Source organism: Kitasatospora sp. GP82 (assembly GCF_029892105.1).
In the GTDB taxonomy this organism is placed as follows: Bacteria; Actinomycetota; Actinomycetes; order Streptomycetales; family Streptomycetaceae; genus Kitasatospora.
This window is the reverse complement of the sequence record NZ_JARZAJ010000001.1, coordinates 48,677-74,678: the sequence shown is the minus strand read 5'-3', so window position 1 is coordinate 74,678 and position 26,002 is coordinate 48,677. Positions and strand designations below refer to the sequence as shown.

The following is a 26,002-nucleotide window of genomic DNA, read 5'->3' as shown; positions in this document are numbered from 1 at the left end:
CGGTTCAGGTGGTGCTACCACCCGGTATCAGGCTGCAAGTACCGCCAGCAGGGCGCCGAGCAGCATGCAGGGGCCGAACGGCAGCGAGTCGCCGCCCTTCATCCGCCGGGTCAGCAGCTGCGCACCGCCCCACAGGGCGGCCAGCACAAAGCCGTACCAGAACCCGGCCAGCACCGTCCTCCAGCCGTACCAGCCGAGCACCGCCCCCAGCGCGGGCGCCAGCTTGGCGTCGCCGAAGCCCATCGGGGCCAGCAGGGCGAGCGCCCCGTAGCAGGCCCCGAAGGCGAGTGCGGCGTACAGGCAGCGCAGCAGTACCGGACCCTGGTGCTCCGTCAGCAGCAGCAGGGTCGCCGTGCCGACGGCGAGCGGCAGGGTGAGGACGTCCGGCAGCCGGTGGACGGCCGCGTCCACGAAGCCGAGGACCACCCCGAACAGCCCGGCCCAGCCCAGCAGCAGCGCCACCGGCCACTGCGCCGCCGCACCGACCGCCGCACCCACCCCCGCCGCGACCAGCCCGACCGGGAGGAGAGCGGGGCCGCCGGGCGCCGAGCGCTCGCGCCACGGTTCGCCGTACGGCACCGCGTAGCGCGCCGCCGCAGCCCGCAGCAGCGGTGCCGCGAGCACTCCCGCGACAGCACCGGCCGACGTCCCGACCAGCTCTCCGGCCACAGTTGCCCCCTCCGCCCGACCGGACCGAGCCTACGGCCCGTACCATCTGCGGAGCCACCGATCAGTGATGGCACATCACCTTGGGCACGGGAGCAGCAGATGGAGCCGTTGGACGTCACCGACCCCGAGGCGGTCGGACCGTACCGACTGCTGGCGCGGCTCGGCGCGGGCGGAATGGGCCGGGTCTACCTGGCCCGTTCGTCGGGTGGCCGGACAGTCGCGGTCAAGGTCGTCCGCTCGGAGCTGGCGGAGGATCAGGAGTTCCGCAGCCGGTTCGCCCGTGAGGTGGCCGCCGCCCAGGCGGTGGACGGTACGTACACCGCGCCGGTGGTGGACGCCGACCGGGACGGGCCGATGCCCTGGCTGGCGACCGCGTATGTGCTCGGCCCCTCGCTGACCGAGGCCGTCATGGCGCACGGACCGCTGCCCGAGCAGTCGGTGCGGGCGCTCGGCGCAGGTCTCGCCCAGGCGCTGGCCGCCGTGCACCGGGCTGGCCTGGTGCACCGCGACCTCAAGCCGTCCAATGTGCTGCTGGCCGCCGACGGACCCCGGGTGATCGACTTCGGGATCGCCCGCGCGATGGACGGCGACGGCTTCACCAGGACCGGGATCGTGGTCGGCTCGCCCGGCTACATGAGCCCCGAGCAGGCCTCGGGGCAGCCGATCGGCCCGGCCGGTGACGTCTTCGCGCTCGGCTCGGTGCTGGTGTACGCGGCCACCGGCCAGGGCCCGTTCGAGTCCGCCTCGGGCCCGGCCGCGCAGCTGTACAAGGTGGTGCACGACCAGCCCGACCTGGACGGCCTGCCCGCCTCGCTGCGCCCCGCCGTGGCCGCCTGTCTGGCGAAGGACCCGGCGCTGCGGCCCAGCCCCGAACAGCTCACCGGGATGCTCGCGCCGGACGGCGCCACGGCGGTGCTGCGCGACGGCTGGCTGCCCGCGCCGGTCACCTCCGCGCTGGCGCAGCACGCGGCGAAGGTGATGGACATGGAGACCCCGGCGCGCGGCAGTGCGGTCCACTCCCCGAACCCCTACACACCGACCAGCACGGACGCCGCCGCCACCGCGACCGCCGCTCCCGGCACCATGAAGCTGGGCCGGGTGGCCCCGCAGGCAGGCGGCCCGGCAGGCGGCCCTGCGCCGGAACAGGCTTCCGCGTCGCCCACCGTGCCGCGGCCGTCCCGGCGGGCCTTCCTGTTCGGCGGCGGGGCGGTGGCCGTCGCCGCCGTCGGCGGGACGGCCTGGGCGCTGACCCGCGGCCATTCCCCGTCCCCGTCCCCGGCTCCCAGCCCGACCGGCACGGCGCCGCAGCCCGTCCCGAAGCAGTCCCGCCCGGCCGGTGTCGCGCCGCAGCCGCTGTGGACGTACGACGCCCAGGGGCGCCTGACGTCTCGGCCGCCGCTCGTGGTCGGCGGGTCGCTCTGCCCGCAGGGCGAGGGCCTGGTGGCTCTGGACCCGACGACCGGCAAGGAGAAGTGGGCCAGGCGCGACGTCCCCGCCATCGTGCTGGTGGCAAGCAAGCAGATGGTCATCACCCAGGCGGACACCCAGCTCGTCGGCTTCGCCGCCGACACCGGTGTGCCGCGCTGGACGTTCGCCGGGAAGGACATGAAGGGCGATTCGCTCACCCCCGACGGCCTGCTCGGCGCGGACGACCACGCCGTCTACACGCTGGCCGACCTGTCACCCGCAGGCGTCATGTTCGGCGACATGACCTTCGGCGTGACCGCGCTGTCGCTCGACACCCAGCAGGAACTCTGGTTCCAGGAGCGGCAGAAGAGCGCCACCCCCTTCGTGGAGGGTCTGGCCGCTGCCGGCAACGTCTACTACACCGACAACCAGAACAACCTGGTCGCCCGCAGCGGCCAGGACGGCAAGCAGATCTGGTTCGTCGACACCGGCGTCCCCGCTGCCTACCCGGCCGCCGCCGACGCCACCCAGGCGTACTGCCTGACCGGGCGGACCGGTCTCCAGGCGGTCCGGCTCACCGACGGCAAGCAGCAGTGGAAGATCACCGTGCCCTCGGACGAGAAGCGGATGTTCACCCCCGTGCTCGCGGCGAACGGTGTGGTGTACGGCAGCGACGGCACGCCCTCGGTCTGCGGCTGGGATGCCGCGACCGGCAAGGAGCTGTGGCGCTGCGCGCTGCCCAAGTCCGTCTCGGTCATGACGCCGCCGGTGCTGGTCAAGGACACGCTCTTCGTGCCCGGCGGGTTCGGGGGCGGTGTCTTCGCGGTGGACATCAAGGCCGCGAGCGTGCGCTGGACCTTCTCCGTCGAGGGCACCTCGGGGGACGACTGGTACCTGAGCACGGACGGCGAGCGGCTGTTCGCGCAGTTCGGCCCGCACATCTACGCGCTGCCGCCGGAGTGACGAGGCCGGGTCGGCTGTGTTCCAGACCATGAGGTGATCGGCCGGACGGCGCCGTAAAGTAATCAGGCATGCAGGTCATCCAGTCCAGCAAGCTCGCCAATGTCTGCTACGACATCCGCGGCCCGGTGCTCGAGGAGGCGATGCGACTGGAGGACCAGGGGCATCGCATCCTCAAGCTGAACACCGGGAACCCGGCGCTGTTCGGCTTCGAGGCGCCGCCGGAGATCCTCCAGGACATCCTGAGGAACCTGGCCGGTGCCCACGGCTACGGGGACTCCAAGGGGCTGCTCTCCGCGCGCCGCGCCGTGGTCATGCAGTACGAGGAACGCGGTCTGCACGGTCTCTCGGTCGAGGACGTCTTCCTCGGCAACGGCGTCTCCGAGCTGATCCAGCTCGCCATGACGGCGCTGCTGGACGACGGCGACGAGGTGCTCGTCCCCGCGCCCGACTACCCGCTGTGGACGGCCTCGGTCAGCCTGGCCGGCGGGACGGCCGTGCACTACCGCTGTGACGAGCAGTCCGAGTGGTACCCGGACCTGGCGGACATCGAGGCCAAGGTCACCGACCGGACGCGCGCGCTGGTGGTGATCAACCCCAACAACCCGACCGGGTCGGTCTATCCGCGCGAGATCCTGGAGGGCCTGGTCGAGATCGCCCGCCGTCACAAGCTGGTGGTCTACGCGGACGAGATCTACGACAAGATCCTGTACGACGACGCGGTGCACATCCCGCTCGCCACCCTGGCACCCGACCTGTTCTGCGTCACCTTCAACGGCATGTCCAAGGCGTACCGGGTCGCGGGTTTCCGCTCGGGCTGGATGGTGCTCTCCGGCGACCGGCAGCGGGCCCGGAGTTATATCGAGGGCCTGTCCGTGCTGGCCTCGATGCGGTTGTGCGCCAATATGCCCGCGCAGCACGCGGTGGCGGCGGCGCTCGGCGGACGGCAGTCGATCAAGGATCTGGTGCTGCCCGGCGGCCGGCTGCTGGAGTCCCGCGACGCGGCGTACCGGCTGCTGAACGAGATCCCCGGCGTCAGCTGTGTGAAGCCCAAGGGTGCGCTGTACGCCTTCCCGAGGCTCGATCCGCAGGTGTACAAGATCAAGGACGACCAGCAGATGGTGCTCGACCTGCTGCGGGCACAGCGGATCCTGATCGTCCAGGGCACCGGCTTCAACTGGCCCGAACCCGACCACTTCCGCCTGGTCACCCTCCCCCGCCCGGAGGAGATCGCGGACGCGGTCACCCGGATCGGCGACTTCCTCTCGGGGTACGTGCAGCCGTAGCTTCCGGCATCCGAACGCCGACGGCCGGAGTCCCGATCCGGACGATCTCCGCTCGGCCGGGGAGATCGTCCGGCCGGGACTCCGGCCGTCCGTCATGTCTTTCGAGTACCGCCGCCCCCGGTGAGGGTAGGAGCGGCGGTGTCCCGGACCTGGGCCCGTCAGCCCAGGCGCTTCACCAGCGCGTGGTACTCGTCCCACAGCTCGGCCGGGGTGTGGTCGCCGAAGAGCCGCAGGTGCTCGGGGACCAGGTCGGCCTCCTGGCGCCAGATCTCCTTGTCGACGGTGAACAGCAGGTCGAGCTCGTCCTGCGGGATCTCCAGGCCGTCGAGGTCGAAGCCCTCGACGGTGGGCAGCACGCCGATCGGGGTCTCGACGCCCTCGCCGGTGCCCTCCAGGCGCTCGACGACCCACTTGAGCACGCGACTGTTCTCGCCGTAGCCGGGCCAGACGAACTTGCCCGCACTGTTCTTGCGGAACCAGTTCACGTAGTAGATCTTCGGCAGCTTGGCGGCGTCGGCCTGCGCGCCGATCTTCAGCCAGTGGGCGAAGTAGTCGCCCATGTTGTAGCCGCAGAAGGGCAGCATCGCGAACGGGTCGCGGCGCAGCTCGCCGACGGTGCCCTCGGCGGCGGCGGTCTTCTCGGAGGCGATGTTCGCGCCCAGGAAGACACCGTGCTGCCAGTCGAAGGACTCGGTCACCAGCGGGACGGCGGTGGCGCGGCGGCCACCGAAGAGGATGGCCGAGATCGGCACACCCGCCGGGTCCTCCCACTCGGGGGCGATGGTCGGGCACTGCGCGGCCGGGACGGCGAACCGCGCGTTCGGGTGGGCGGCCGGGGTGCCGGACTCCGGCGTCCAGTCGTTGCCGCGCCAGTCGGTCAGGTGGGCCGGGGGCTCCTCGGTGAGGCCCTCCCACCAGACGTCGCCGTCGTCGGTGAGCGCGACGTTGGTGAAGACGGTGTTGCCCCAGAGGGTCTCGATCGCGTTGGCGTTGGTGTCCACGCCGGTGCCGGGGGCGACGCCGAAGAAGCCGGCCTCCGGGTTGATCGCGTAGAGGCGGCCGTCGGCGCCGAAGCGCATCCAGGCTATGTCGTCGCCGATGGTCTCGACCTTCCAGCCCGGGATGGTGGGCTGGAGCATCGCGAGGTTGGTCTTGCCGCAGGCGGACGGGAAGGCGGCGGCGACGTACTTGGCCTCGCCCCCGTTCGGCGGGGTCAGCTTGAGGATCAGCATGTGCTCGGCCAGCCAGCCCTCGTCGCGGGCCATCGTCGAGGCGATGCGCAGCGCGTAGCACTTCTTGCCGAGCAGGGCGTTGCCGCCGTAGCCGGAGCCGAAGGACCAGATCTCGCGGGTCTCCGGGAAGTGCGAGATGTACTTGGTGGTGTTGCACGGCCACGGCACGTCCGCCTGACCCTCGGCCAGCGGGGCACCCACGGTGTGGACGGCCTTGACGAACTCGCCGTCCTCACCGAGCTGGTCGATCACGGCCTGACCCATGCGGGTCATCACGCGCATCGAGACGGCGACGTAGGCGGAGTCGGTGATCTCGACGCCGTACGCGGCCAGCGGGGAGCCGACCGGGCCCATCGAGAAGGGCACGACGTACATCGTGCGGCCCTTCATCGCGCCCCGGAACAGACCGTTCTCGCCGCTGAAGACCTCCCGCATCTCGGCGGGGGCCTTCCAGTTGTTGGTCGGACCGGCGTCCTTCTCCTGCTCGGAGCAGATGTACGTCCGGTCCTCGACGCGGGCCACGTCCGACGGGTCGGAGGCCGCGTAGTAGGAGTTGGGGCGCTTCTCGGAGTCGAGCTTCTTGAAGGTGCCCTGGGCGACGAGCAGGTCGGCGAGGCGCTGGTACTCCTCGTCCGAGCCGTCACACCACTCGATGCGGTCCGGCTGGGTCAGCTCCGCGATCTCGCTCACCCAGGCCAGCAGGCGCTTGTGGCGGGTGGGCGCGGATGCGCTGAGAGCAGAGTTCTCGTACGACACGATCGCTCCGTTTCACGCCATCTCGGACAGGAGAAGGCGTTGCGGGGGTTTGAGGGTGCTTGCAGCGTAGCTCCGACGGAGTAGGCCGAACACGGCACCTTGGCGCTTTTGACGGAAGTTTTGCGCCATTGTGTCGAACTGAAGGTCACCCATAGGGCTCCGGCGGCCCGATCACGGGCCTCGAACATCGACCCCGAATACTCCAGAACGTCCAAAAGTGAGGAGAGCCACTTCCTACGTACTGGTAACCTACGGTTCCGTAAGTAGCATGTTGGCCATGACTGCGGATCAGAGCACGGCCCCCGAGACCCTCCCCGCCCACGTCAAACCGAAGTGGCGGGGCTGGCTGCACGCGGGGATGTTCCCGGCCGCGCTCGCCGCCGGGATCGTGCTCATTTGTCTGGCCGGTTCGACGGCCGCCAAGGTCGCGTGCGCGGTGTACTCGGTGAGCGCCTGGATGCTCTTCGGCGTCAGCGCCGTCTACCACCGCTTCACCTGGGGCCCGCGCGGCGAAGCCGTGCTGCGCAGGCTCGACCACGCGAACATCTTCCTGATCATCGCGGGCACCTACACGCCGTTCACGATCCTGCTGCTGCACGGCGGGCGGCGGGAGATCCTGCTCTGGCTGGTCTGGGGCGGCGCGCTCGCCGGGATCGCCTTCCGGGTGTTCTGGGTCGGCGCCCCGCGCTGGCTCTACACGCCCTGCTACGTCGCCCTCGGGTGGGCCGCGGTCTTCTTCCTGCCGGACTTCCTGCACACCGGCGGCGCCGCAGTGCTCACCCTGATCATCATCGGCGGAGTCCTCTACACCGTGGGCGGCCTGGTGTACGGGCTGAAGCGGCCCGACCCCTCACCCCGCTGGTTCGGCTTCCACGAGGTGTTCCACGCCTTCACCCTGGGTGCGTTCATCGTGCAGTACGTCGGCGTCTCACTGGTCGCGTACAGCGTCGCGAGCTGAGCGCCGGGCGCGAGCCGGGCGCGCGGCCGGACACGACCTGGCGCCCGGCGCGCCGATCAGCGGTGTTCCAGCCGGGCGCGCGCCCGGCGGCAGCGCTCGCAGTGCGCGGCGTCGGGGCCGTGCGCGACGGCCCTGCCCACCACCTTGCCGCGGAAGCGGCGCCCCACCCACGCCATGAACACCAGGGTCTCGGCGGCAGCAACCGCCCAGACCATCCGTTCCCCGTCGATCAGATAGCCGACGACCACCGCCAGCGCTGCCGACATCCCCGCCACAGCCCCCCAGAGCTGTGCACTCCTGACCGCCATCGGCGCCCCTCCAGCCGTATGACCGCATGCCACACCATCTCGACCCACGGTGACATGAGTGGCTCGCCACCGGGGCGAACGAGGGATCAACGTTGCATCAATTCCGTATGGAGACGACGGACACGGCAGGTACGCCAGGGCCCTGAGCACACGAATGAGCGGCCCGGCAGTCCTTGGACCACCGGGCCGCCCGTCATTCACCGGGGGTCAGGCCCGCGCCCGGCGGCGGACGGCCAGCCCCGCCCCCGCCAGTACGGTGACACCGAGCGCACCGCCCGCTGCCAGCACCGGCACGGCGGCGGACCCCTTCCCCTCGGGTGCGGCCCCGAGCCGGTAGCCACCGCCCTCGCCCGCCCTGTCGTAGGCGGAGCCCGGCAGCTTGTCGGCGTAGCGCTGATGCACCAGCGTGCGGTACTCGGCCAGGCCGACCCCGGCCGTACCGACCGAGCGGCGTGCCTCGTCGTCCAGCGGCAGCACCCGCCCGCCGCGCAGCACGTACCAGGCGTTCACCTGCGGCTCGCGGAAGGCCGTACCGCCGCCACCGCTCGCGGCGCGGGCCGCGTAGTCGGTCTCGTCGCTGCCGGAGGCGATGTTCACCACCCGCCAGCCGGAGCCCGCCCTGACCGTCCAGACCGAGGCGCTCCGGCCGTCCTCGGCGACCACCTTGCTGGCCACGAAGTCGGCCTTGGCCACCGGGGCTCCGGCCATGCCCTTCACGAAGCCCGCGTCCAGGGTGTAGACGGGGACGGTCTCGCCGCTCAACTGCGGGGCCGCCTGCGCGGCGGCGCTTGCCTCGTCGGCCGCGGTGATCCCCGGCGGCTGGTTCGGCGGGACGCCCTTACGGGCGAAGAAGTGCCCCAACTGGTCCAGTACGGACGGTGTCTGGACCGCACTGCGGGCGGCCGCCAGATCGGACGCGGCCACCGTCTCGGGCGCCGCGGCCACGGTGGCCGCACCGTCCGAGGCCATGGCCAGCGGTGCGGCGGCCAGCCCGAGGGTGGCGGCCAGGACGGTGGCGACGGCGGCGCGGTGGAGGTTCCTGCAGATCTCGGTCATGGTCGTCTCCTCACGCGCCGATCCGGTAGAGGGAGTGGGTCCAGGAGAACGAGTCGTTGCTGACGTAGTAGGAGTAGTCCGCCCAGTTGTAGCGGTAGTTGGACGGCCACGGGTCGCCCCAGTACACCCAGTTGTTGCTGCGGTCGTAGCCGTACAGCACGTGCATGTGGCCACCGCCCGAGCTCCACTGGATCCGGGTCTCGACCGGCCGGTTGGCGTCGATCTCGGTCTGCACCGTGGTGTAGCGCAGATAGCCGCTGACGTACGAGCCCGGGTTGATGCCGACCCGGCTCAGGGCGTTCTGCACATCGTCCAGCGCCGCCTGGCTGTTGGGGCAGCTGGAGTTGGTCGAGCGGTTGAAGGCCGCGTTGCAGAACTGGTTCTGGCTGTAGTTGTAGCCGAAGTAGGTGGCGATGGTGTTGCCGCTCGCCGCCCAGCACCAGTTGTCCTGCTGCTGTTGCTGCATGCTGATGTCGAGCTTGCGCCAGGTGCCGGCGGCGAGCGCCGGGCGCTGCTGCGCGGAGAGTTGCTGCTCCGTCCTGACCCGGGCGACCAGCGGCTGGGCCTCGGCCTGGGCGGGAGTGGTGGCGGCGACGATGAGGACCGGTGCCAGGACGCCGAGCGCGAGCGCGGCGACCGCGCGGCGCAGGCGTATCCGTGGGGGTTGCGGCATGGGAGTTCCTCCTTGCCAAGTGCACAGGGGTGGGGGCGGGGGCCGGCGTCCGGACGCGTTGGCGATGAGCATCGGCCCACCGGGCGAGGGCCGTCAACGGACGTCGGGGAGGGATCGGCTGCGATGTGAACGGGCACATCAAGGTGTGAACGCGGCAGTACCCCACTGCCCGTCAGTTGTCCAGACCAGATGACAATCCACCACTCCCGTGTGAATATTCACGGTCAAACGGACAGACCGCAGTAAGCCAGACGGGGAGCAGGACATGCAGCCCTTCCTCCAACCCGAGCTCTCGGCCGCACTCAGAACCGGCCCCTTCCACCTCGCCCTGCGCACGGCCATCGCGAGCCGGGGGCTCGCCCTGCACCGGGTGCAGCAGCACCTCGCCCAGCGCGGCGTACATGTCGGCGTCACCAGCCTCAGCTACTGGCAGCAGGGCCGCCGCCGGCCCGAGCGGGCCGAATCCCTGCGCGCTGTAAGGGCGTTGGAGGACGTCCTGGATGTTCCGGAGCACTCGCTCACCCGTCTGCTCGGCCCCCGGCAGACCGCCCCGGGCGAACCGGCCTCCCCCGCCGTCCGGCCGTACCGCGACCTGATCGTCCCCGCCACCGCCGTCGACCACCTGCTCGCCAGCATCTCAGCACCGCGCGACACCGGCCTGCACACCGTCACCCATATCGAACGGATCAGGGTCGGCCCCGAGCGCCGGCTCCTCGGCAGGGACTCCCAGCACGCCCTGCGCGCCCACCGCGACGGCATCGACCGCTACCTCGCCATCTACCAGGGCGACCCCGGCTGCGACATCGCCCGGGTCGCCGTCCGCGCCGAGGAGAACTGCCGAGCGGGACGGATCAGACGCGACCCGGCCAACCAACTCCTGGCCGTGGAGCTGCTGTTCGACCGCAAACTGCGCACCGGCGACACCCATCTGCTCGGCTACGGCTTCGACGACGCTCCCGGGGCCGAGCCCAGCTGCGAGTACATCCGCGGTTTCAACTCCGGTGCCGGGCAGTACGTCCTTCAGGTCAGCTTCCACCGGGACGCACTGCCCGTGCGCTGCCACCGCTTCATCAGCCACGCACCCGGCGAGACACCGTGCGAGACGGAGGAGTTGACCCTCGACGGGCAGCACCGCGTCCATCTGATGGCGAGCGGACTGGGGCCGTGCCTCGTCGGTGTCGCCTGGGACTGGGACTAGCAGGGCTCTGTCACACGAACTCCAGCACCACGCAGTCCTCGACCGGACGGTAGCCCAGTTTCCGGTAGATCGAGTTGCTCGTCGGGTTGGCCAGGTCCGCGAACAGCAGGACCTCCGCTGCGCCACCGGTACGGGCCCGGGCGGACCCGGCCGCGACGAGGGCGCTCGCGTAGCCCCGGCCGCGCAGTTCGGCCGGGGTGAAGACCGGCCCGATCCTGGACATGCCCGCGATCACCGGACTCACGCCGGCGAAGGAGACCGGACGGCCGTCGCGATGGCTCCGGCCACCGGGGCTCCCGGCTCCGGCCGCCGACGCAGCGCCCGGTCCGGACCGGGCGCTGGGATGTGCGCCACGCGGCGGCAGCGGGTCCTACCGCTCCCGCACCCCCAGGCTTTCCGCCAGCACCTGCGGGTCCGCGGTCGGGGCGTCGCAGGTGAAGTGCCGGCAGACGTAGGCGGCGGGACGCCCGCCCAGCAGCGGACGGTCCGCCAGCAGCGGGACCTCGGCCGCGCCCGGCTCGCCCACGGCGACGACCGCGCCGGGGGCAGTGGCGAGCAGCGCGATGCGGTGCAGGGCAGTGGTGGCGGGGTCGTCGGCCGGGCCGACCACCGCGACCTCGCGCGGACCGTCGGCGAGCGCCTCGGCGGCGGCCAGGCCCCAGCCGATGAAGCGCGGCGCCCGGCTGCCGAGCGCGCCGACGACGCCCAGCGCCCGTTCGGCGGCCGTGCGGTGACGGACGGAGCCGGTGTAGGCGGCGTACGTCAGCAGGGCGTTGGCGGCGGCGGTCCAGCCGGACGGGGTGGCGTTGTCGGTCGGGTCCTGCGGGCGGCGGATCAGCTCCTCCGCGTCGTCGGCCGTGTCGTACAGCGCACCTGACGCCTCGTCTGTGAAGTGTGCCAGGACGGTGTCGAGCAGCCCGCCCGCCAGGTCGAGCCATTCGGCCTCACCGGTCACGGCGTAGAGGGCGAGGAAGCCCTCGGCGGTGTCCGCGTAGTCCTCCAGGACTCCGGCGTTCTCCCCGGCCCTGCCGTCCCTGGAGGTGCGCAGCAGGCGCCCGTCGGCGGTGAGGTGGACGGCCAGCAGCAGATCGGCCGCCCGCTCGGCCGCCTCCACGAGGTCGGGCCGCTCCAGCAGCGCACCGGTCTCGGCCAGGGCGGCGATGGCCAGTCCGTTCCAGGCGGCCACCACCTTGTCGTCCCGGGCGGGTGCGGGTCGCCGCGTACGGGCTTCGGACAGCCGGGCGCGGATCCGCTCGTAGGCCGACAAGTCCTCCGGATCGCCGAGCAGTTGGAGGACCGAAGTGCCGTGCTCGAAGGTGCCGGTGACCTCGAAGAGCTCCACCGCCAGTGCGCCGTCCCGCTCCCCCAGCACCTCGGTCAACTGCTCGGGCGTCCAGGCGTAGTAGGCGCCTTCGACCGGCTTGCCGGTCGCCGCATCCAGGCTGTCGGCGTCCAGGGCCGAGGCGAACCCGCCCTCCGGGGTGCGGAGTTCGCGCAGCAGGAAGTCGGCGGTCTCCAGGGCGACGCGACGGGCCTGCGCCCCGCCGGTGGCCCGCCAGAGGTGCAGGTAGACCCTCAGCAGCAGGGCGTTGTCGTAGAGCATCTTCTCGAAGTGCGGCACCACCCACTCGGCGTCCACCGAGTAGCGTGCGAAGCCGCCGCCGAGCTGGTCGTAGATGCCGCCCCTGGCCATCGCCTCGCAGGTCCGCTCGGCCAGCTGGAGCGCCGCCTGGGAGCCGGTACGGGCGTGGTGCCGCAGCAGGAACTCGATCGTCATGGACGGCGGGAACTTGGGCGCTCCGCCGAAGCCGCCCCGCTTCTCGTCGAAGCTGCGGCTGAGCGCGACCAGCGCCTGGTGCAGATCCGCCGCACCGGGCGGGGCGACCGCCCCGGTCCCGGCCCCGTACACCAAGGCCCGCTCGGCCAGTTCGGCCCTGATCCTCGCCGCCACCTCGCCGACCTCGTCCCGCCGGTCGCGCCAGGCGGCGATGACCCCCTCCAGCACCTGCCGGAAGGCGGGCATGCCGTGCCGGGGCTCGGGCGGGAAGTACGTCCCGAAGTAGAACGGATCCTTCTCGGGCGTCAGGAAGACCGTCATCGGCCAGCCGCCCTGCCCGGTGGCCGCCTGCACCGCCTCCATGTAGACGGCGTCGACGTCCGGCCGCTCCTCGCGGTCCACCTTCACCGCGACGAAGTGCTCGTTGGCGTAGGCCGCCACCGCCTCGTCCTCGAAACTCTCATGGGCCATGACATGGCACCAGTGAATTCCTAGAAGCATAAGTGGCAGGACGCATAGCCCACACTCAAGAGGATGGGCACGTCCCGCCGCTTAGCTTCATTCATCGCCTCCTCTCCCCATGGCCACCAATCCACCGGATTGGAGGCGTGCTGGAGCAGGTACGGCGACGTCGCGTTCGCGAGTCGGTTCATACCGGCATCGTCGCACGATCCGGACCGTCCGGCCCAGAGCGGGCGATCTTCCGCTCGGTCGCCTCGTCTCAGGTGGCGCCGTGCCAAGGATGTTTCGGGTGCTCTGCCCGGCGTGCGGGCTGCCGACGAGCAAGGCGCAGCACGGTATCACCGCCGGACGGTGGCGGATGTGTCGGCGGACAGCCAGCGAGTGCTGGTCCTGCTGAGGGGGCGGCGCCTGGGCTGCCACGGGTGCTCGGGGTCGACGGCTTCGCCCTGCGCCGTCGGCACCGCTACGCGAGCATCATCATCAACGCGGAGACCGGCGAACAGGTCCATGTGCTCCCTTGCCGGTGAGGGGTCGGCTATGGGCGTTGCGGGTTTCGCATTTTCGTCAGCAGCGCGAGCAGGGTGTCCTGTTCCTGCGCGTCGAGACCGGCGAACAGCCCAGAGGAGTGCAGCCGTGTTCTGAGCGCCTCCCACAGTTCGTGTCCTTGCTCCGTGAGGACCAGGGTGCGCTTGCGGCCGTCGGCGGGGTGAGGCTGACGGGCGACGAGTCCCATGCTCTGAAGCTTGTCGGCGGCGAGACTCACCGTGGAAGGGTCGCAGCGCAGGCGGGCCGCCACATCCCGCATCGTCGGCGGCTCGGTTCCCGGGGCGAGCGCCCACAGCGTGCCGGCGACGGAGGACGGGACCCCGAACTCGCCGAGCACCTGGGCCACGACCCCGTCCGCAGCGTTTCCCACCTCCACGAGAACACGGACGATCTCGGCCTTCCGCTCGACGTCCGCAGGGTGAGTCGTCGGTGCCTTCGCGTCACTGTCCATGGTCATGGACCTATGGTACCTTTCAAATATCAATGAGAAACTCAATGATATTGGAGCAACAGATGACCGGCAGTAACGTCGGCGGCGAGACAGTGCTCGTCACGGGCGGAACCGGCTACCTGGCCGGCTGGGTGATCGCGGGCCTGCTCCAGCACGGCTACCGGGTGCGCACCACCGTGCGCAGCCTCGACAAGGCGGAGCAGGTGCGCGACGCCGTGAGTGAGCAGGCAGGAGGGCAGGCGGCCGGAACCATCGAGTTCGCGGCCGCCGATCTGCTCAGCGACGACGGCTGGGACGAGGCGGCCGCGGGTGCCGACTACGTGCTGCACACCGCCTCGCCGATGCCCTTCGGCTCGGGTGTGGATCTCGTCACCACCGCACGTGAGGGCACCCGCCGTGTCCTGGGTGCCGCCGCCCGCGCCGGGGTGAGGCGTGCCGTGTTCACCTCGTCCGGCCTCACGGCCGACACCGGCGACCCGGACACGCCCGCGAGCGAGGCGACCTGGACCGCGCCGTCCGGCACCCCGGTTCGCGCGTACCCCGATTCCAAGATCCTCGCCGAGCGCGACGCGTGGGATCTCGCCGCCGCGACCGGGCTCGAACTGACCGCCGTCCTCCCGACGTTCATGCAGGGCCCGATGCTGGGCACAGCGAGCAGGCCGGGAACGGTCGAGGTCATCCGCCGCCTGCTCGCCCGCGAGATCCCCGCCGTGCCGAACATCGGCTGGAACATCGTCGACGTGCGCGACATCGCCGAACTCCACATCCTCGCCATGACGAGCCCGGCCGCCGCAGGCCAGCGCTACCTCGGTTCGGGCACCTTCCTGTGGTACCGGCAGATCGCCCGCATCCTGCGCGAGAAACTCCCGGACGAAGCCGCCAAGGTGCCCGTGCGCGCCATGCCCGACCTCGTCGTCAAGCTGCTCGCGCGGCGCAACCCGCAGCTGGCGATGGTGCGTTCCGAGCTCGGCCGCACCAGGCTCGTCGAGAGCGGCAAAGCACGCACCCAGCTCGGCTGGCATCCCCGCCCCACCGAACAGACGATCATCGACACCGCCACCGCGCTCATCGCCCAATCACGAGAGGGCTAGCAGCATGAAGCTCCCACCGCTGCAACGTACTTCAGTTCCCGTCTACTCACTGGCCGAGCGGGACAGGCGCTGGAACCTGGCTCGCAGCTTCATGGAAGCAGAGGGCCTCGACGGTCTGGTCGTGTTCGGCGAAGGAGACGCAGGACCCGCACCCTTCGCCTTCGACAGCTGGTTCACGAATGACCGACCGGGTGTCCTTCTCGTCTTCCCCCGCAACGAGACACCCACAGCGCTCGTGCCGATCCCGACGTTTCTCTTCGACCATCGAGAAGCGGTGCACAGAGGCGACGAACTGTGGCTCAGGCCCGGGCGGTCCCGGCGGCTATCGGCGAGGCGATGGGACTGCCTTCCGGTGATCACGCCGAGGCCATGCGGATCATGCGGACGCTCACGGCCAGCGTTTCCGAACAGGGCTAGGACCCTGGCCGGTCGACGGAGCAGGGCAAGGCCGACAGGCGCCACCAGTGCTGGCACGACGCCTGCCGGCCGCTGTTGCTGCTGGCGTGAGTTCGGAGCGTTCCGCTGAGACCCGAGTCGGCGGAAACCGCCTACGGCAGATCGAAACCGAGGGAGGTCAGCGCCTCCTCTGCGGCCTGCTGGTCCTGCTCGTAGGTGCCGCCGGAGATGCCCAGGCCCCCGACGCATCGGCCGTTCTCGGTGATCGGATAGCCACCGCCGACGGCCATCAGGCGCGGATGGTGGGCCAGCGGCGCGACCTGACGGTCGGTCAGATACTCGTTCCACACATGCGTGGCGGTGCGGAAGGATGCGGCGGTCCACGCCTTGTCGACGGCCACCTCGGCGGTGAGGAACGGCGTGTCGTCGCTGCGCTCGAACGCCTTCAGGTGGCCTCCCGCGTCGGTGACGGCGACGGCGGCCGGGAAGCCGAGCCGGGCTGCGGCCTGGCGGACGGCCGCGATCAGCGCGCCGGCCGCAGCCTGGGTGATCGAGGAAGCGGGGGAGGACTTGGTCGGTAGGGTGTCGGTGCTCATCTGGATTCCTTCTTCAACGTGCCGTGCTGTCGGCCGGGTTGCGGCGCGGGCTACTGCAGCGGTGAGGCGGGCGTGGGGGCGACGCGGAAGACCACGGACTTCTCGGGGATCAGCAGTCCGTAGACCACCGGGCCGATCTCGTTCTTCCAGCGGTCGCTCTCGTAGACGGCCGCGTACTGCGCCTCGCGCTGGGCCTCGTCCTGGAAGCGCCTGATCCACACATAGCCGTCCTCATCCTGCTCGTCGATGAACGAGGCGGTGACGTCGATCCCCATCGCGGCCTGGAACGGGACGACCACGTCCTCCATGTAGCGGACCCACTCCTCGCGGCGTCCGGGCTGGCTCTGGTAGCGGCGGATTTCGTAGAACACGGGGCTGCTCCGATCTTCTGGTGGGTCAGTTCGTGTGGTCAGGCGGTGACGCGGAGGACGAGCTTGCCGCGGGTGCGGCCGTTCTCGCCCTGGGCGTGGGCCTGGGCGACCTGCTCCAGCGGGAAGACCTGCTCGACCTCCACCGCCACCTCGCCGGCGTCGATGAGGTCGGCGATCCGGGTCAGCGCGGCGCCGTCCGGCTCCACCAGGAAGGGGGTGACCCGAACACCGGCCGCCTCGGCGGCCCGGGCCAGCTCGGGTGAGACACCGGCCGGGATCGCGACCAGCAGGCCGCCCGGGCGCAGGACCTTCAGCGAGCGAGTGCTGGTCATGTCGTGGGCGTCGCCGACCAGGTCGATGACGACGTCGACGTCCTTGATGGTGTCCTCGAAGCGGGTGGTGGTGTAGTCGACGGTCTCGTTCGCACCGAGCTCCTTGAGCCAGGGGTGGCGGCCGGCGCTGGCGGTGGCGATCACGTCGGCGCCCAGGTGGCGGGCGAACTGGACCGCGAAGTGGCCCACCCCACCCGCAGCGGCCGTGATCAGGACCCGCTGGCCGGCCCGCACGTGGGCGGTGTCGACGACGGCCTGCCAGGCGGTCAGCGCAGCCAGCGGCACGGCGGCCGCATGCACGTGGTCGACGGTGGCGGGCTTACGCGCCCACTGACGGGCCGGCGCGGTCACGTACTCGGCATAGGCGTTCGCGACGCGCGGGAACCACGGCATCCCGTACACCTCGTCGCCGACCTTCAGCGTGGTCACCCCGAAGCCGACCTCCTCCACCACCCCGGACACGTCCCAGCCGAGGGTGAACGGCGGCTCACCCAGCAGGCCGGCCATGCCGGTGCCGCCACGGGTCTTCCAGTCCACCGGGTTGATGCCAGCCGCGTGCACCCGCACCAGCACCTCGGTCGGCAGCGGCACCGGGCGCGACACCTGCTGGACCGTCAGCACCTCCGGACCACCGAAGGCGTCCTGGACCACCGCGCGCATCATGTCTGCGGACATGCGTCATCTCCTGAAACAGTGCTCTGCGGAAGGCCGTTGACGGCCCTCCCTCGACGTCCACGACGCTATCCCCGCGGGTATAGTTACCTTCAAGGTCCATTACTTCCCATCGGGAAGTGACCTGGTGAGGAGAGTGAGCATGACGACCACCTGCCCCAGCGGCCAGCACTCGCACCACGACGTCTACGCCGCCCAGTGCCCCTGCCGCACCCTGCTCGACCTGCTCGCCAACAAGTGGTCCGCCCTGGCCATCGGCGCCCTCGAAGACGGCCCCCAGCGCTTCGGCGAACTCCAGCGCAAGCTCCAGGGCGTCAGCCCCAAGGTCCTCACCCAGGCGCTCCGCCGGCTGGAAGACTTCGGCATCCTCGACCGCACCGTCTACCCCGCCGTCCCGCTGCACGTCGAGTACTCCCTCACCCCGCTCGGCCACAGCGCCGCAATCCCGCTCAACGCACTCCGCGCCTGGGTCGAGGAGAACATCGACCACGCCTCCCGGCCCGCGCCGGTCGCGTCGTAGCGCGGCGCACAGTCCACCACCAGGGTCCCCCGTCATCCACAGCCGCCGACCGGGCCCTGCCGAGCATTACTCCCCCGCCCGCCATGACATCCGTCCGATGATGCGTCGACCTCCTACACGACATGCTCTTCGCTGGGGAGGTACCCCCAGGACCACGTCATGCGCCCAGCGCCCGGTAGGCAGCTCGAACGATCTCGGCAAGCCGGACAATGAGCGAGCCGGTGCGGTCAGCGGGCGTCTGTCTCAGGTCGGGGCAGCTCGTCCAGGTCGAGGGTGTAGGTCCGCCCATCGGCCAGCTCGATGGGCAGCTTGCCCGAGCCGTACTTATGCGTGTGCGCCGCAACGTAACCGGTGCCAGTGGGCTGGGTGTGGACGACGACCTCCTCAGCGTACGGATCCACCACCACGTAGACCGGGATCCCGTAACGGCCGTACTTCGCGGTGCAGTCGTCGTAGTCCTTGCGCGCGGAGGAGACCGACACCACCTCGGCGATCAGCAGCACGTCCTCGAAGCCGTAGCGCTTGCCCTGCCTCTGCGCGTCCTCCCGCATGATCGCGAGATCGGGGGCCGAGTTCTCGTCGGCCGGGAAGTCGATGTAGACGTCGGAGATGACCTTCGCGTGCCGGCCGAGGGCGAGGGAGTCGATCTGCATCGACCTGATGGTCCCGGAGTGCTCTTCGCTCTGCGGGGTCATGACCACCTTCCCGTCGGTGCCGAAGAAGACCACGTACCCAGCGGGGAACTCGGTGTGCATGACCGCGTCGACGCTCATCAACAGCTCCTTCCCGTCGCCCACAGGATATGACGCCCCGGACCCGTACGAGGTCCATCACGAGGAATGCCAGCAGGGGTGGTGCTGTGCGCGTGAACATTCGCTCACGCGCACAACACCACCGTGTGGGCCAAAGTCTGTGGCTCCGCGCCCCTGCTCCTCAGCGGTGACAGCGGGTTCGCTGCCCTCCAAGCACTGACGGATGCTGGCGTACTTCTCGGGTCCCCACTCGGGCGAGGCGGCCAGTTCGGCCTCCACCCAAGCGTCTATGCTCCTGCCCGGTTCCTCATCGTACGCGTCCACGCGGCTACCCCCTGGCAACAGACCAGGTCAGGACTGCCTGGCTGTGTTAAGTCATTGGCACCAGTGACACGCTCCATAACCAACCGATAGCAGAACGGGTACATTGCGCCGCCGTGCTTCCTCGAAAGCCTCCGGCATCCAGGGCCACCAGTCGACCGGATTGCCAGCATGCTGAAGCAGATAAGGCGAGGTCACACCAGCCAACCGGTTCATACGAGCCAGCCTCTCACAGTGCCCCGCCCCCGACGGCGGAACCCGCGCACCTCCGCCCGCTTCGCCGATTTGCACTCATGCGCCATCACGTGGTGGATGGGGATCGCCCGGGATTCGAACCGACGACCCCCTGTAGCAACCCGGCTGGTCCTGCCCTGCCGTTGGGGCGTTCGGGGGGTGCGGCGCTGCATCGGTGGGTTGACGGTACTGCGAGGGCGCCCCGCCGCGGTGGGTGCGGGGCACCCTCCCGCGTGGGTGGGGCGGCGGTGGGGCTAGGTTCTGTCCGGCGGATCAAGGCGTCATAGGCTCAGCGGCATGCACAGCACCCTGACGGAGCACGCCCGATGCCTATACGGCGACGAGTACCGGCCCACGCCAGACTGCGATCAGCCTCACCACGAGCACCACTTCGTCGAGGAACTGACCTTCGCCGACGCAGACTCGATCATTGCCATGCTGCATGAGTTGTGTCCGCCCCCGGTCAACGGCTACCTACCGGTCTGGGTTCGCAACCTGGCGCACCGGTTGGTACTCCTGCAGCGGCCGGACGATTCGGCGCTGATGCGAGAGGCCGCCGAGAGCCTCGAGCTGTACGGACCGGACTGGGACGACATCGCGGCAGACCTGAGGCGGCGGGCCGACGCACTGGATGCTTTCATCCCGTGCCAGATGCCCCTCGGGCACACCCTGGGCACACATCAGGCCTGACATGACGACGGACGAGGTCGGACCCGGTCGCACTCCGCAAGAAACAGCAGGTCAGCGCCTTGCGCGGAAGAGAAGCCCACCCGGGGTGACCGCGTTGTACGACCCAACTCCCGTATCGAATACAGGAGTTGGGTTTTACCTTGAGCCGCTTTCGGGATTCGAACCCGAGACCTGCGCATTACGAGTTCATTGGTCTCGCGAGCTGAGCCAGGGCCGGCGACGCCGGTCGGCGCCTCCCGGGCGGCCCTGCCGCTCCGATGCTCCACCCTGAAGACCGCACCATCATCGGACTATCGCCCTACCTGCTCCAGCCACAGCAAGGTGTCGGCCCAGGCAACACCCCGCGCCGGAGGGCGAGCCACTGCCGGGTCGGCGCCGCGCACCGTTCCTAGAAGTACGTGACCTGGACGATGTAGATCTGCTCATGCCTGACGACAGTCAGGTACTGGAACATGCCGCCCGGAACGTCGGCGGTCCTGCTCTTGGGGTTCTCGCCCCGGTACGCGGTCCCGTCGAGGTACAGGGCTCCCGCAGCGCGGACCAACTCGTCAGCCTTCTTCTCGACTTCGGCGACGAAGGCCGGCGGGACTCCGCCAACGACATGCTCCTCGCCGGGGAGGTACTCCCAGGACCACGTCATGCGCCCAGCGCCCGGTACGCGGCTCGGACGATCTCGGCGGCGGTGAGGGCTTGGCGCCGGGAGTCGTCAGGGTCCTCCGCGACCTGCATGAGGTACTCGGCCCGGCGCAACTTGAAGGCCGTCTCCGGATACCTCTCGATCTCGACCACCACGGCCCACCGCAGGAGGAACCCGCGGAGAGGGTCAAGGGTGTCGGAGTCGATGGCCTTGGTGATCGCTTCAGCCTGCTCGGTCTGCATCTCCGGCAGGCGATCCGGCGCTACGACAGCAAGGGCGGCCTTGAGGGCGGTGATGGTCCGCTCAGGGCGCGGGATCAGCTCACCAGCGTGGTGCTCGGGCTGTGCGGTCACGTCTCCTCCGTGCAGGTAGGCAGGTACCACGCTACAGGGATGCGGTCCCGCCGCTGCTCTGTGCCGAGAGAACCACCGCCGCTCTTCCGCCATTGCGGAGCGGTCACTTCACGGACAGCGGCACACCCGCTCACTTGTCACCAGTGGCAGGCCGCGTACCCGACCGAGAGCAGCACCGGCACGCCCCGGCGCCGCGCCTCCTCGAACGCCTCGGGCCCCCAGGGCCCCCAGTCCACCGGGTTGTCGGCGTGCTGCAGCAGATACGGCGAGGTTGCGTCAGCGAGACGGTTCGGCATGCTCCCCATCCTCCCGCATCACCGCCGCTCAGCGCGGGAACAGCTCACTCCTTGGCGGCTTCGGGCTCCTCGACGAAGTCCACGCGCTTGAACTGCTTGTTCATCGACTTCACCAGGAACCAGGTGGCGACACCCAGGGCGGCGAAGACGACGAAGCCGAGGAGGCCGGGCGTCACCTTGGCGTCGTCGAGGGCGAGACCGGTGGCCAGATCGCTGAAGTTCATGGGGGTGCTCATCTCTCCATGGTGACCCGGCCTGATGTCGGCCGGGTCACCGGGGTGGTGCGTGTCGCAGAGAGCCGCCTCACCTTCGGGCGCGTCGATGCCGAAAGCGACGAGCGACAAGCGAGCGCAGCGAGTGCCGGAGCGAGTGCCGGAGCGAGGAGCGTCGGCATCGGCTCAGAGCGCCCGAAGGCGAGGCGGGAGTGTCACAGCCGCCGCGCCCGAAGGTGAGGCGGGGAGTGTCACAGCCTGGTGGCAGGTCAGGCCACGGGGCTGGGGGCGCGCAGGCCCGCGAAGAGGTCGTCCTCGGGCAGATCGGTGTCGATCAGGGTCCGGGCCAGCTCGTAGTCCTCGGTGGGCCAGATGTCGCGCTGGATGTCCAGCGGGACGCGGAACCAGGGACCGTCGGGGTCGATCTGGGTCGCGTGCGCGATCAGCGCCTTGTCCCGGATCTCGAACCAGTCCTCGCAGCGCACCCGGGTGGTGATCTCGCGCTCCTTGCGGCCGCTCTTCTCCCAGCCCGCGATCCACTCGCCGTACGGGGAGTCGTGCCCGTGCTCGGTGAGGTAGGCGTGCAGGGCACGGATCCGGCCCATCGGGAAGCCGTGGTTGTAGTAGAGCTTGGACGGCTGCCAGGGCTCGCCCGCCTCGGGGTACGCGTCCGGGTCACCCGCGGCTTCGAAGGCCACCATGGTGATCTTGTGGGTCATGATGTGGTCTGGGTGCGGGTAACCGCCGTTCTCGTCGTACGTCGTGATGACGTGCGGGCGGAACTCGCGGATCAGCTTCACCAGCGGGGCCGCCGCCTCGGCCACGTCCTGGAGGGCGAAGCAGCCCTCCGGCAGCGGCGGCAGCGGGTCGCCCTCGGGCAGACCCGAGTCCACGAAGCCCAGCCATGCCTGCTTGACCCCGAGGATCTCACGGGCCGCGTCCATCTCCTTGCGGCGCACCTCGTGGATGTTCTCCTCGATGAACGGGTCACCCTGCAGCTTCGGGTTGAGGATGGATCCGCGCTCCCCGCCCGTGCAGGTGGCGACCAGGACGTCCACGCCCTGGGAGACATACATGGCCATGGTCGCCGCGCCCTTGCTGGACTCGTCGTCCGGGTGCGCGTGCACCGCCATCAGTCGCAACTGCTCAGTCAACGCCTGGTTCCTTCCGGGAATATCCGGTTCGTCGGGCCGGCTCCCCCGCCGCCTCCGGCGCGGACGTGCCCCTCCTATAGTGACTGAATGAAGGGCTCGTCCATTCCCACCAGCGGCCGACTGCCCCTCGTCGAAAGGACCGAGCCCCGCCATGACCTCCAGCCCTACGCCTGCCGCAGGAGCCGTACCAGCAGGCCAGGCCCTGCCCGAGGGCCGTTACAGCCGCCGCAGCGACCAGGAGGCGGACCGCAAGCTGCGGATCGCGGCCGTGGTCTGCGGGGTGCTGCTGCTCGGACTGGTCGCCTGGCTCGGCGGCTCGTACCTGCTGCGCGAGACGGCGATGAACGGTTCGGTGCCGACCTTCCAGCCGGTCTCGGCGAACTCGGTGCAGCTCCAGCTGTCGGTACGCAAGAGCGACGGCACCGCCGGGGTCTGCACCGTCCGCTCGCAGGGCAAGGACGGCGGTGTGGTCGGCCAGTCCGACTTCCCGGTCCCGGCCGCCGGCAGCAGCTACGACAAGGTGGTCACCCTGAAGACCACCGACTGGGGCACCACCGCCGAACTTCTCGGCTGTACGCCCGACAAGTAGCCGGCACGCGCAGCCGCACGCCCTGCGGCGGCGCCCCAAAGCCGTCGTCGGGGACGCATACTCGACCCTTCGGGCGGGAATCCGTCCCGGAGCAGCCACGGGCCATCTGCGCGCAACCGCACGTCAAGGCTCCGTCCATGCCACTCCCGCTCCGGATCGGAAGTTGTTAGGCTCGTGGTTTCGCCCCTTCCGCGCCGGACGGCCCGGGAGCGGGCGTTGCTTTGTAGTACGACGGCCCGACCTTTTCTGTCATCCGACGGCACCACCCCTGCTGACGACCAACCCTCAGCACAGCCCAGCACCGACGAGGAGCACCTGTGACCCAGACCAGCGAGAACGTGACCTGGCTCACTCAGTCCGGCTACGACCAGCTCAAGGCCGAGCTGGAGCACCTGACCGGCCCCTGGCGCATCGAGATCGCCCAGAAGATCGAGGCCGCGCGCGAGGAGGGCGACCTCAAGGAGAACGCCGGCTACCACGCGGCCAAGGAGGAGCAGGGCAAGTACGAGCTGCGCATCCGCCAGCTCACCCAGCTCCTGGAGCGCGCCAAGGTCGGCGAGGCCCCCGCCGACTCCGGCGTGGTCGCCCCCGGCATGGTCGTGACCGTCGCCTTCGACGGCGACCTCGACGACACCATGATCTTCCTGCTCGGCTCCCGCGAGGTGGCCGGCGACGACATGGACATCTACTCGCCGCAGTCGCCGCTGGGCCGCGCCATCGACGGCAAGAAGATCGGCGAGGACGCCTCCTACGAGCTGCCGAACGGCAAGCAGGCCAGCGTGAAGATCATCGAGGTCAAGCCCTACGGCGCCTGACCAGGTCCGCAGACGCGAGAGCGGCCGTGCCCCCGACGGGGTCACGGCCGCTCTGGCGTGTCCGGCACTCGGGCCGCCGACCGCTCAGCCGGCCGCCGAGCGGTACTTGCGGACCGCGAGCCAGGAGAACAGCGCCATGATGACCAGCGACCAGGCGACCGAGACCAGCGCGGCGTGCTGCATCGGCCAGGCCGGGTCCACCGGACCGATCTGGTTGCCGAAGAGGCTGCGACTGGCCTGCACGGTGGCACTGAACGGGTTCCAGTACGCCAATGCCTGGAGCCAGCCCGGCATGCTGCTGACCGGCACAAAGGCATTGGAGATGAAGGTCAGCGGGAAGAGCCAGATCAGACCGGCCGAGGTGGCGGCCTCCGGGCTGCGCACCGAGAGGCCGATCAGCGCGCCGATCCAGGAGAAGGCGTAGCCGAGCAGGAGCAGCAGCGCGAACGCACCGAGCGCCTTCAGGATCCCGTCGTGGATCCGCCAGCCGACCAGCAGCGCCACCACGGCCAGCACCAGCAGGGTGAAGGCGGTCTGCACCAGGTCGGCCAGGGTGCGGCCGACCAGCACCGCCGAGCGGGCCATCGGCAGCGAGCGGAAGCGGTCGACCAGGCCCTTGGTCATGTCCTCCGCGATACCGGCGGAGGCTCCGGCCACGGCGAAGGTCACGGTCTGGGCGAAGATGCCCGCCATCAGGAACTGGGTGTAGGTGGAGGAGTTGGCCCGCGTCCCGGGGATCTGGATCGCCCCGCCCATGACGTACGAGAACAGCAGGACGAACATCACCGGCTGCATCAGGCCGAAGACGACGATCTCGGGAATTCGGGTCATCCGTCGCAAATTACGCTTTGCGACCACCCAGGAGTCGTGCAGGGTGGCGGCGATGCCGTGCCGCTGTGCGGGGACGGCATGGCCGATGGCGTGTTCGGTGGCCGTGGTGGTCATCTCAGGCGTCCTTTCCGCGGCCCTCGCCGCGCCCGTCCTGGTGGCCGCGGCCGGGACGGCCCGCCGGCCGGGTCTGCTGCTCTCCGGTCTCCTCGGCCTCGGCGGCGGCCTCGGCCGCGTGGCCGGTGAGCGAGAGGAAGACGTCGTCCAGGGTCGGCCTCCGCAGGCCGATGTCGTCGATCTCGATCGAGCGGGCGTCCAGTTCGCGGATCACATCGGCGAGCACCTTGGCGCCGCCGCTGACCGGGACGGTGATCCTGCGGGTGTTCTTCTCCACCGCGGGATCGCCCTTGGCGTACGGGGCAAGGGCGGCGACGGCCTCGGCGAGGTCGTCCCGCCGGTGCACCACGACCTCGACGCGCTCGCCGCCGATCTGGGCCTTCAACCGGTCGGCGCTGCCCCGGGCGATCACCCTGCCCTGGTCGACCACCGCGATGTCGTGGGCGAGGCGGTCGGCCTCCTCCAGGTACTGGGTGGTGAGCAGCAGTGTGGTGCCCTGCTCGACCAGGGTCTCGATGACCTCCCACAGTGCCAGTCGGTTGCGCGGGTCGAGGCCGGTGGTCGGCTCGTCCAGGAACATCACCGGCGGGCGGACCACCAGGGCGGCCGCGAGGTCGAGGCGGCGCCGCATGCCGCCGGAGTAGGTCTTGGCGGTGCGGTCCATGGCCTCGGTGAGGTTGAACCACTCCAGCAGCTCCAGCGCGCGGGCCTTCGCGTCCCGGGAGCTCATCTGGTAGAGCTCTCCGACCATCTGGAGGTTCTCACGGCCCGTCAGATACTCGTCCACGGCGGCGTACTGACCGGAGAGGCCGATCAGGCTGCGGACCCGGTTGGGGTGCTTGAGCACATCGACCCCGGCGACGGTGGCCCGCCCGGAGTCGGGCTGGAGCAGGGTGGTGAGGACGCGGACGGTGGTGGTCTTGCCGGCCCCGTTGGGGCCGAGCAGCCCGAGCACCGTGCCCTCGGGGACGTCAAGGCTGACACCGTCGAGGGCACGGACGTCCCCGAAGGTCTTCACCAGGTTCTCGGCTTGGATCGCTGGCGCCATGGGCCTGCCTCATCTCCTCAAGCTGACGACTGCGGTCTCTCCGCTGACTGATCCGCCCGGTACGACCCCGTGGGCGCGCTCGGGGGCTCGGACCACAGACGCGATACATCGCGAGAATGCCATCTTGCGATATATCGCGTCAAGGCCGAGACCTTCGGCACGTCCTGTGCCGCACGGGCCGGATCTCCCAGCGTGCCAGCCGCCACCGACACAGGCCCATCGATTTACCGGCCGGCGCC

At 70.3% G+C, this 26,002-nt stretch carries 26 protein-coding genes and 3 pseudogenes; 9 read left to right on the top strand and 20 right to left on the bottom strand.

Annotated features, from left to right (window positions below; genetic code table 11):
- Positions 1-27 precede the first annotated feature (27 nt).
- Positions 28-669, bottom strand: coding sequence for an A24 family peptidase (locus P3T39_RS00335; RefSeq protein ID WP_280695163.1), 642 nt, complete (start codon positions 667-669; stop codon positions 28-30).
- 99 nt (positions 670-768) lie between these two features.
- Here P3T39_RS00335 and P3T39_RS00330 point away from each other — a divergent pair, with 99 nt between their 5' ends.
- Both P3T39_RS00330 and P3T39_RS00325 read left to right on the top strand, forming a co-directional pair.
- Positions 769-3,039 carry a serine/threonine-protein kinase gene (locus tag P3T39_RS00330; protein WP_280695162.1) on the top strand — a complete coding sequence of 757 codons (2,271 nt, stop codon included), beginning with the start codon at positions 769-771 and terminating at the stop codon, positions 3,037-3,039.
- 68 nt (positions 3,040-3,107) lie between these two features.
- Positions 3,108-4,322 carry a pyridoxal phosphate-dependent aminotransferase gene (locus tag P3T39_RS00325; RefSeq protein ID WP_280695161.1) on the top strand — a complete coding sequence of 405 codons (1,215 nt, stop codon included), beginning with the start codon at positions 3,108-3,110 and terminating at the stop codon, positions 4,320-4,322.
- Between the two features lie 158 nt (positions 4,323-4,480).
- On the opposite strand, the gene P3T39_RS00320 is transcribed toward P3T39_RS00325, so the two are convergent.
- Positions 4,481-6,310, bottom strand: coding sequence for a phosphoenolpyruvate carboxykinase (GTP) (locus P3T39_RS00320; protein ID WP_280695160.1), 1,830 nt, complete (start codon positions 6,308-6,310; stop codon positions 4,481-4,483).
- A gap of 277 nt (positions 6,311-6,587) precedes the next feature.
- On the opposite strand from P3T39_RS00320, the gene P3T39_RS00315 reads away from it, so the two are divergent.
- Positions 6,588-7,268, top strand: a complete 681-nt coding sequence (locus P3T39_RS00315) for a hemolysin III family protein (RefSeq protein ID WP_280695159.1) — start codon at positions 6,588-6,590, stop codon at positions 7,266-7,268.
- A gap of 56 nt (positions 7,269-7,324) precedes the next feature.
- Here the strand turns inward: P3T39_RS00315 and P3T39_RS00310 are convergent, their stop codons facing one another.
- The 3 genes from P3T39_RS00310 to P3T39_RS00300 all read right to left on the bottom strand — a co-directional run bounded on the left by P3T39_RS00310 (position 7,325) and on the right by P3T39_RS00300 (position 9,305).
- The gene (locus P3T39_RS00310) at positions 7,325-7,576 is read right to left on the bottom strand and encodes a hypothetical protein (RefSeq protein ID WP_280695158.1); all 252 of its coding nucleotides are present in this window, start codon (positions 7,574-7,576) and stop codon (positions 7,325-7,327) included.
- A gap of 207 nt (positions 7,577-7,783) precedes the next feature.
- A complete protein-coding gene (locus tag P3T39_RS00305) occupies positions 7,784-8,632 on the bottom strand; it encodes a hypothetical protein (protein WP_280695157.1) in 849 nt (282 codons plus the stop codon).
- A gap of 10 nt (positions 8,633-8,642) precedes the next feature.
- Positions 8,643-9,305 carry a papain-like cysteine protease family protein gene (locus P3T39_RS00300; RefSeq protein ID WP_280695156.1) on the bottom strand — a complete coding sequence of 221 codons (663 nt, stop codon included), beginning with the start codon at positions 9,303-9,305 and terminating at the stop codon, positions 8,643-8,645.
- 265 nt (positions 9,306-9,570) lie between these two features.
- Here P3T39_RS00300 and P3T39_RS00295 point away from each other — a divergent pair, with 265 nt between their 5' ends.
- Positions 9,571-10,503 carry a hypothetical protein gene (locus tag P3T39_RS00295; protein ID WP_280695155.1) on the top strand — a complete coding sequence of 311 codons (933 nt, stop codon included), beginning with the start codon at positions 9,571-9,573 and terminating at the stop codon, positions 10,501-10,503.
- 10 nt (positions 10,504-10,513) lie between these two features.
- Here the strand turns inward: P3T39_RS00295 and P3T39_RS00290 are convergent, their stop codons facing one another.
- The 3 genes and pseudogenes from P3T39_RS00290 to P3T39_RS00280 all read right to left on the bottom strand — a co-directional run bounded on the left by P3T39_RS00290 (position 10,514) and on the right by P3T39_RS00280 (position 13,745).
- Positions 10,514-10,867: a GNAT family N-acetyltransferase gene (locus P3T39_RS00290; protein WP_280695395.1), complete on the bottom strand. Its 354-nt coding sequence runs from the start codon at positions 10,865-10,867 to the stop codon at positions 10,514-10,516.
- A gap of 6 nt (positions 10,868-10,873) precedes the next feature.
- Positions 10,874-12,933, bottom strand: a pseudogene (locus P3T39_RS00285) (thioredoxin domain-containing protein).
- A 344-nt stretch (positions 12,934-13,277) separates the two neighbouring features.
- Positions 13,278-13,745 (bottom strand): MarR family winged helix-turn-helix transcriptional regulator, encoded by a 468-nt coding sequence (locus P3T39_RS00280; protein ID WP_280695153.1) that lies wholly within the window; start codon positions 13,743-13,745, stop codon positions 13,278-13,280.
- 56 nt (positions 13,746-13,801) lie between these two features.
- On the opposite strand from P3T39_RS00280, the gene P3T39_RS00275 reads away from it, so the two are divergent.
- Entirely contained in the window at positions 13,802-14,830 is a 1,029-nt protein-coding gene (locus tag P3T39_RS00275) for an NAD-dependent epimerase/dehydratase family protein (protein ID WP_280695152.1), read from the top strand.
- 548 nt (positions 14,831-15,378) lie between these two features.
- On the opposite strand, the gene P3T39_RS00270 is transcribed toward P3T39_RS00275, so the two are convergent.
- From P3T39_RS00270 to P3T39_RS00260, 3 genes are read right to left on the bottom strand one after another with little or no spacing between them, the layout of a single operon-like run.
- A complete protein-coding gene (locus tag P3T39_RS00270; RefSeq protein WP_280695151.1) occupies positions 15,379-15,822 on the bottom strand; it encodes a heme-binding protein in 444 nt (147 codons plus the stop codon).
- Positions 15,823-15,872: 50 nt separating this feature from the next.
- Positions 15,873-16,193: an NIPSNAP family protein gene (locus P3T39_RS00265; RefSeq protein WP_280695150.1), complete on the bottom strand. Its 321-nt coding sequence runs from the start codon at positions 16,191-16,193 to the stop codon at positions 15,873-15,875.
- Between the two features lie 38 nt (positions 16,194-16,231).
- The gene (locus P3T39_RS00260) at positions 16,232-17,200 is read right to left on the bottom strand and encodes an NADP-dependent oxidoreductase (RefSeq protein ID WP_280695149.1); all 969 of its coding nucleotides are present in this window, start codon (positions 17,198-17,200) and stop codon (positions 16,232-16,234) included.
- Between the two features lie 139 nt (positions 17,201-17,339).
- On the opposite strand from P3T39_RS00260, the gene P3T39_RS00255 reads away from it, so the two are divergent.
- The gene (locus tag P3T39_RS00255) at positions 17,340-17,717 is read left to right on the top strand and encodes a helix-turn-helix domain-containing protein (protein ID WP_280695148.1); all 378 of its coding nucleotides are present in this window, start codon (positions 17,340-17,342) and stop codon (positions 17,715-17,717) included.
- Between the two features lie 227 nt (positions 17,718-17,944).
- Here the strand turns inward: P3T39_RS00255 and P3T39_RS00250 are convergent, their stop codons facing one another.
- Together P3T39_RS00250 and P3T39_RS00245 are read right to left on the bottom strand one after the other, a co-directional pair.
- Positions 17,945-18,490 (bottom strand): Uma2 family endonuclease, encoded by a 546-nt coding sequence (locus P3T39_RS00250; protein WP_280695147.1) that lies wholly within the window; start codon positions 18,488-18,490, stop codon positions 17,945-17,947.
- Between the two features lie 360 nt (positions 18,491-18,850).
- Positions 18,851-19,006, bottom strand: a pseudogene (locus tag P3T39_RS00245) (DUF255 domain-containing protein); the annotation flags it as partial.
- Positions 19,007-19,321: 315 nt separating this feature from the next.
- Here P3T39_RS00245 and P3T39_RS00240 point away from each other — a divergent pair.
- The gene (locus P3T39_RS00240; RefSeq protein ID WP_280695146.1) at positions 19,322-19,714 is read left to right on the top strand and encodes a hypothetical protein; all 393 of its coding nucleotides are present in this window, start codon (positions 19,322-19,324) and stop codon (positions 19,712-19,714) included.
- Between the two features lie 388 nt (positions 19,715-20,102).
- On the opposite strand, the gene P3T39_RS00235 is transcribed toward P3T39_RS00240, so the two are convergent.
- The 5 genes and pseudogenes from P3T39_RS00235 to mca all read right to left on the bottom strand — a co-directional run bounded on the left by P3T39_RS00235 (position 20,103) and on the right by mca (position 22,366).
- Positions 20,103-20,354, bottom strand: coding sequence for a hypothetical protein (locus tag P3T39_RS00235; RefSeq protein WP_280695145.1), 252 nt, complete (start codon positions 20,352-20,354; stop codon positions 20,103-20,105).
- Positions 20,351-20,704, bottom strand: a complete 354-nt coding sequence (locus tag P3T39_RS00230) for a hypothetical protein (RefSeq protein WP_280695143.1) — start codon at positions 20,702-20,704, stop codon at positions 20,351-20,353. Before P3T39_RS00230 ends, P3T39_RS00235 begins: the two co-directional genes overlap by 4 nt.
- A gap of 140 nt (positions 20,705-20,844) precedes the next feature.
- Positions 20,845-21,000 (bottom strand): annotated as a pseudogene (locus tag P3T39_RS00225) (DUF255 domain-containing protein); the annotation flags it as partial.
- A 44-nt stretch (positions 21,001-21,044) separates the two neighbouring features.
- Complete coding sequence (locus P3T39_RS00220) at positions 21,045-21,236, bottom strand: hypothetical protein (RefSeq protein WP_280695141.1); 192 nt, start codon at positions 21,234-21,236, stop codon at positions 21,045-21,047.
- A 245-nt stretch (positions 21,237-21,481) separates the two neighbouring features.
- On the bottom strand, positions 21,482-22,366 hold the full coding sequence (gene mca, locus P3T39_RS00215; protein WP_280695140.1) for a mycothiol conjugate amidase Mca: 885 nt from the start codon (positions 22,364-22,366) through the stop codon (positions 21,482-21,484).
- 151 nt (positions 22,367-22,517) lie between these two features.
- Here mca and P3T39_RS00210 point away from each other — a divergent pair, with 151 nt between their 5' ends.
- Both P3T39_RS00210 and greA read left to right on the top strand, forming a co-directional pair.
- Positions 22,518-22,955 (top strand): DUF4307 domain-containing protein, encoded by a 438-nt coding sequence (locus P3T39_RS00210; protein ID WP_280695139.1) that lies wholly within the window; start codon positions 22,518-22,520, stop codon positions 22,953-22,955.
- A 317-nt stretch (positions 22,956-23,272) separates the two neighbouring features.
- On the top strand, positions 23,273-23,770 hold the full coding sequence (gene greA, locus P3T39_RS00205) for a transcription elongation factor GreA (protein WP_280695138.1): 498 nt from the start codon (positions 23,273-23,275) through the stop codon (positions 23,768-23,770).
- Positions 23,771-23,854: 84 nt separating this feature from the next.
- Here greA and P3T39_RS00200 read toward each other — a convergent pair whose 3' ends face one another.
- Together P3T39_RS00200 and P3T39_RS00195 are read right to left on the bottom strand one after the other, a co-directional pair.
- Positions 23,855-24,715 carry an ABC transporter permease gene (locus tag P3T39_RS00200; RefSeq protein WP_280695137.1) on the bottom strand — a complete coding sequence of 287 codons (861 nt, stop codon included), beginning with the start codon at positions 24,713-24,715 and terminating at the stop codon, positions 23,855-23,857.
- Between the two features lies 1 nt (position 24,716).
- Entirely contained in the window at positions 24,717-25,763 is a 1,047-nt protein-coding gene (locus P3T39_RS00195; protein WP_280695136.1) for an ATP-binding cassette domain-containing protein, read from the bottom strand.
- Between the last annotated feature and the right edge of the window lie 239 nt (positions 25,764-26,002).

Bases quoted from the DNA above. Each gene is read 5' to 3' on its own strand.
- P3T39_RS00210 (WP_280695139.1), top strand. From the start codon at position 22,518: ATGACCTCCAGCCCTACGCCTGCCGCAGGAGCCGTACCAGCAGGCCAG.
- P3T39_RS00200 (WP_280695137.1), bottom strand. From the start codon at position 24,715: ATGACCACCACGGCCACCGAACACGCCATCGGCCATGCCGTCCCCGCA.
- P3T39_RS00280 (WP_280695153.1), bottom strand. From the start codon at position 13,745: ATGACCATGGACAGTGACGCGAAGGCACCGACGACTCACCCTGCGGAC.
- P3T39_RS00195 (WP_280695136.1), bottom strand. From the start codon at position 25,763: ATGGCGCCAGCGATCCAAGCCGAGAACCTGGTGAAGACCTTCGGGGAC.
- P3T39_RS00240 (WP_280695146.1), top strand. From the start codon at position 19,322: ATGCACAGCACCCTGACGGAGCACGCCCGATGCCTATACGGCGACGAG.
- P3T39_RS00305 (WP_280695157.1), bottom strand. From the start codon at position 8,632: ATGACCGAGATCTGCAGGAACCTCCACCGCGCCGCCGTCGCCACCGTC.
- P3T39_RS00295 (WP_280695155.1), top strand. From the start codon at position 9,571: ATGCAGCCCTTCCTCCAACCCGAGCTCTCGGCCGCACTCAGAACCGGC.
- P3T39_RS00310 (WP_280695158.1), bottom strand. From the start codon at position 7,576: ATGGCGGTCAGGAGTGCACAGCTCTGGGGGGCTGTGGCGGGGATGTCG.
- P3T39_RS00260 (WP_280695149.1), bottom strand. From the start codon at position 17,200: ATGTCCGCAGACATGATGCGCGCGGTGGTCCAGGACGCCTTCGGTGGT.
- P3T39_RS00250 (WP_280695147.1), bottom strand. From the start codon at position 18,490: ATGAGCGTCGACGCGGTCATGCACACCGAGTTCCCCGCTGGGTACGTG.
- P3T39_RS00325 (WP_280695161.1), top strand. From the start codon at position 3,108: ATGCAGGTCATCCAGTCCAGCAAGCTCGCCAATGTCTGCTACGACATC.
- P3T39_RS00300 (WP_280695156.1), bottom strand. From the start codon at position 9,305: ATGCCGCAACCCCCACGGATACGCCTGCGCCGCGCGGTCGCCGCGCTC.
- P3T39_RS00220 (WP_280695141.1), bottom strand. From the start codon at position 21,236: ATGAGCACCCCCATGAACTTCAGCGATCTGGCCACCGGTCTCGCCCTC.
- P3T39_RS00275 (WP_280695152.1), top strand. From the start codon at position 13,802: ATGACCGGCAGTAACGTCGGCGGCGAGACAGTGCTCGTCACGGGCGGA.
- P3T39_RS00235 (WP_280695145.1), bottom strand. From the start codon at position 20,354: ATGACGTGGTCCTGGGAGTACCTCCCCGGCGAGGAGCATGTCGTTGGC.
- P3T39_RS00270 (WP_280695151.1), bottom strand. From the start codon at position 15,822: ATGAGCACCGACACCCTACCGACCAAGTCCTCCCCCGCTTCCTCGATC.
- P3T39_RS00330 (WP_280695162.1), top strand. From the start codon at position 769: ATGGAGCCGTTGGACGTCACCGACCCCGAGGCGGTCGGACCGTACCGA.
- P3T39_RS00255 (WP_280695148.1), top strand. From the start codon at position 17,340: ATGACGACCACCTGCCCCAGCGGCCAGCACTCGCACCACGACGTCTAC.
- P3T39_RS00315 (WP_280695159.1), top strand. From the start codon at position 6,588: ATGACTGCGGATCAGAGCACGGCCCCCGAGACCCTCCCCGCCCACGTC.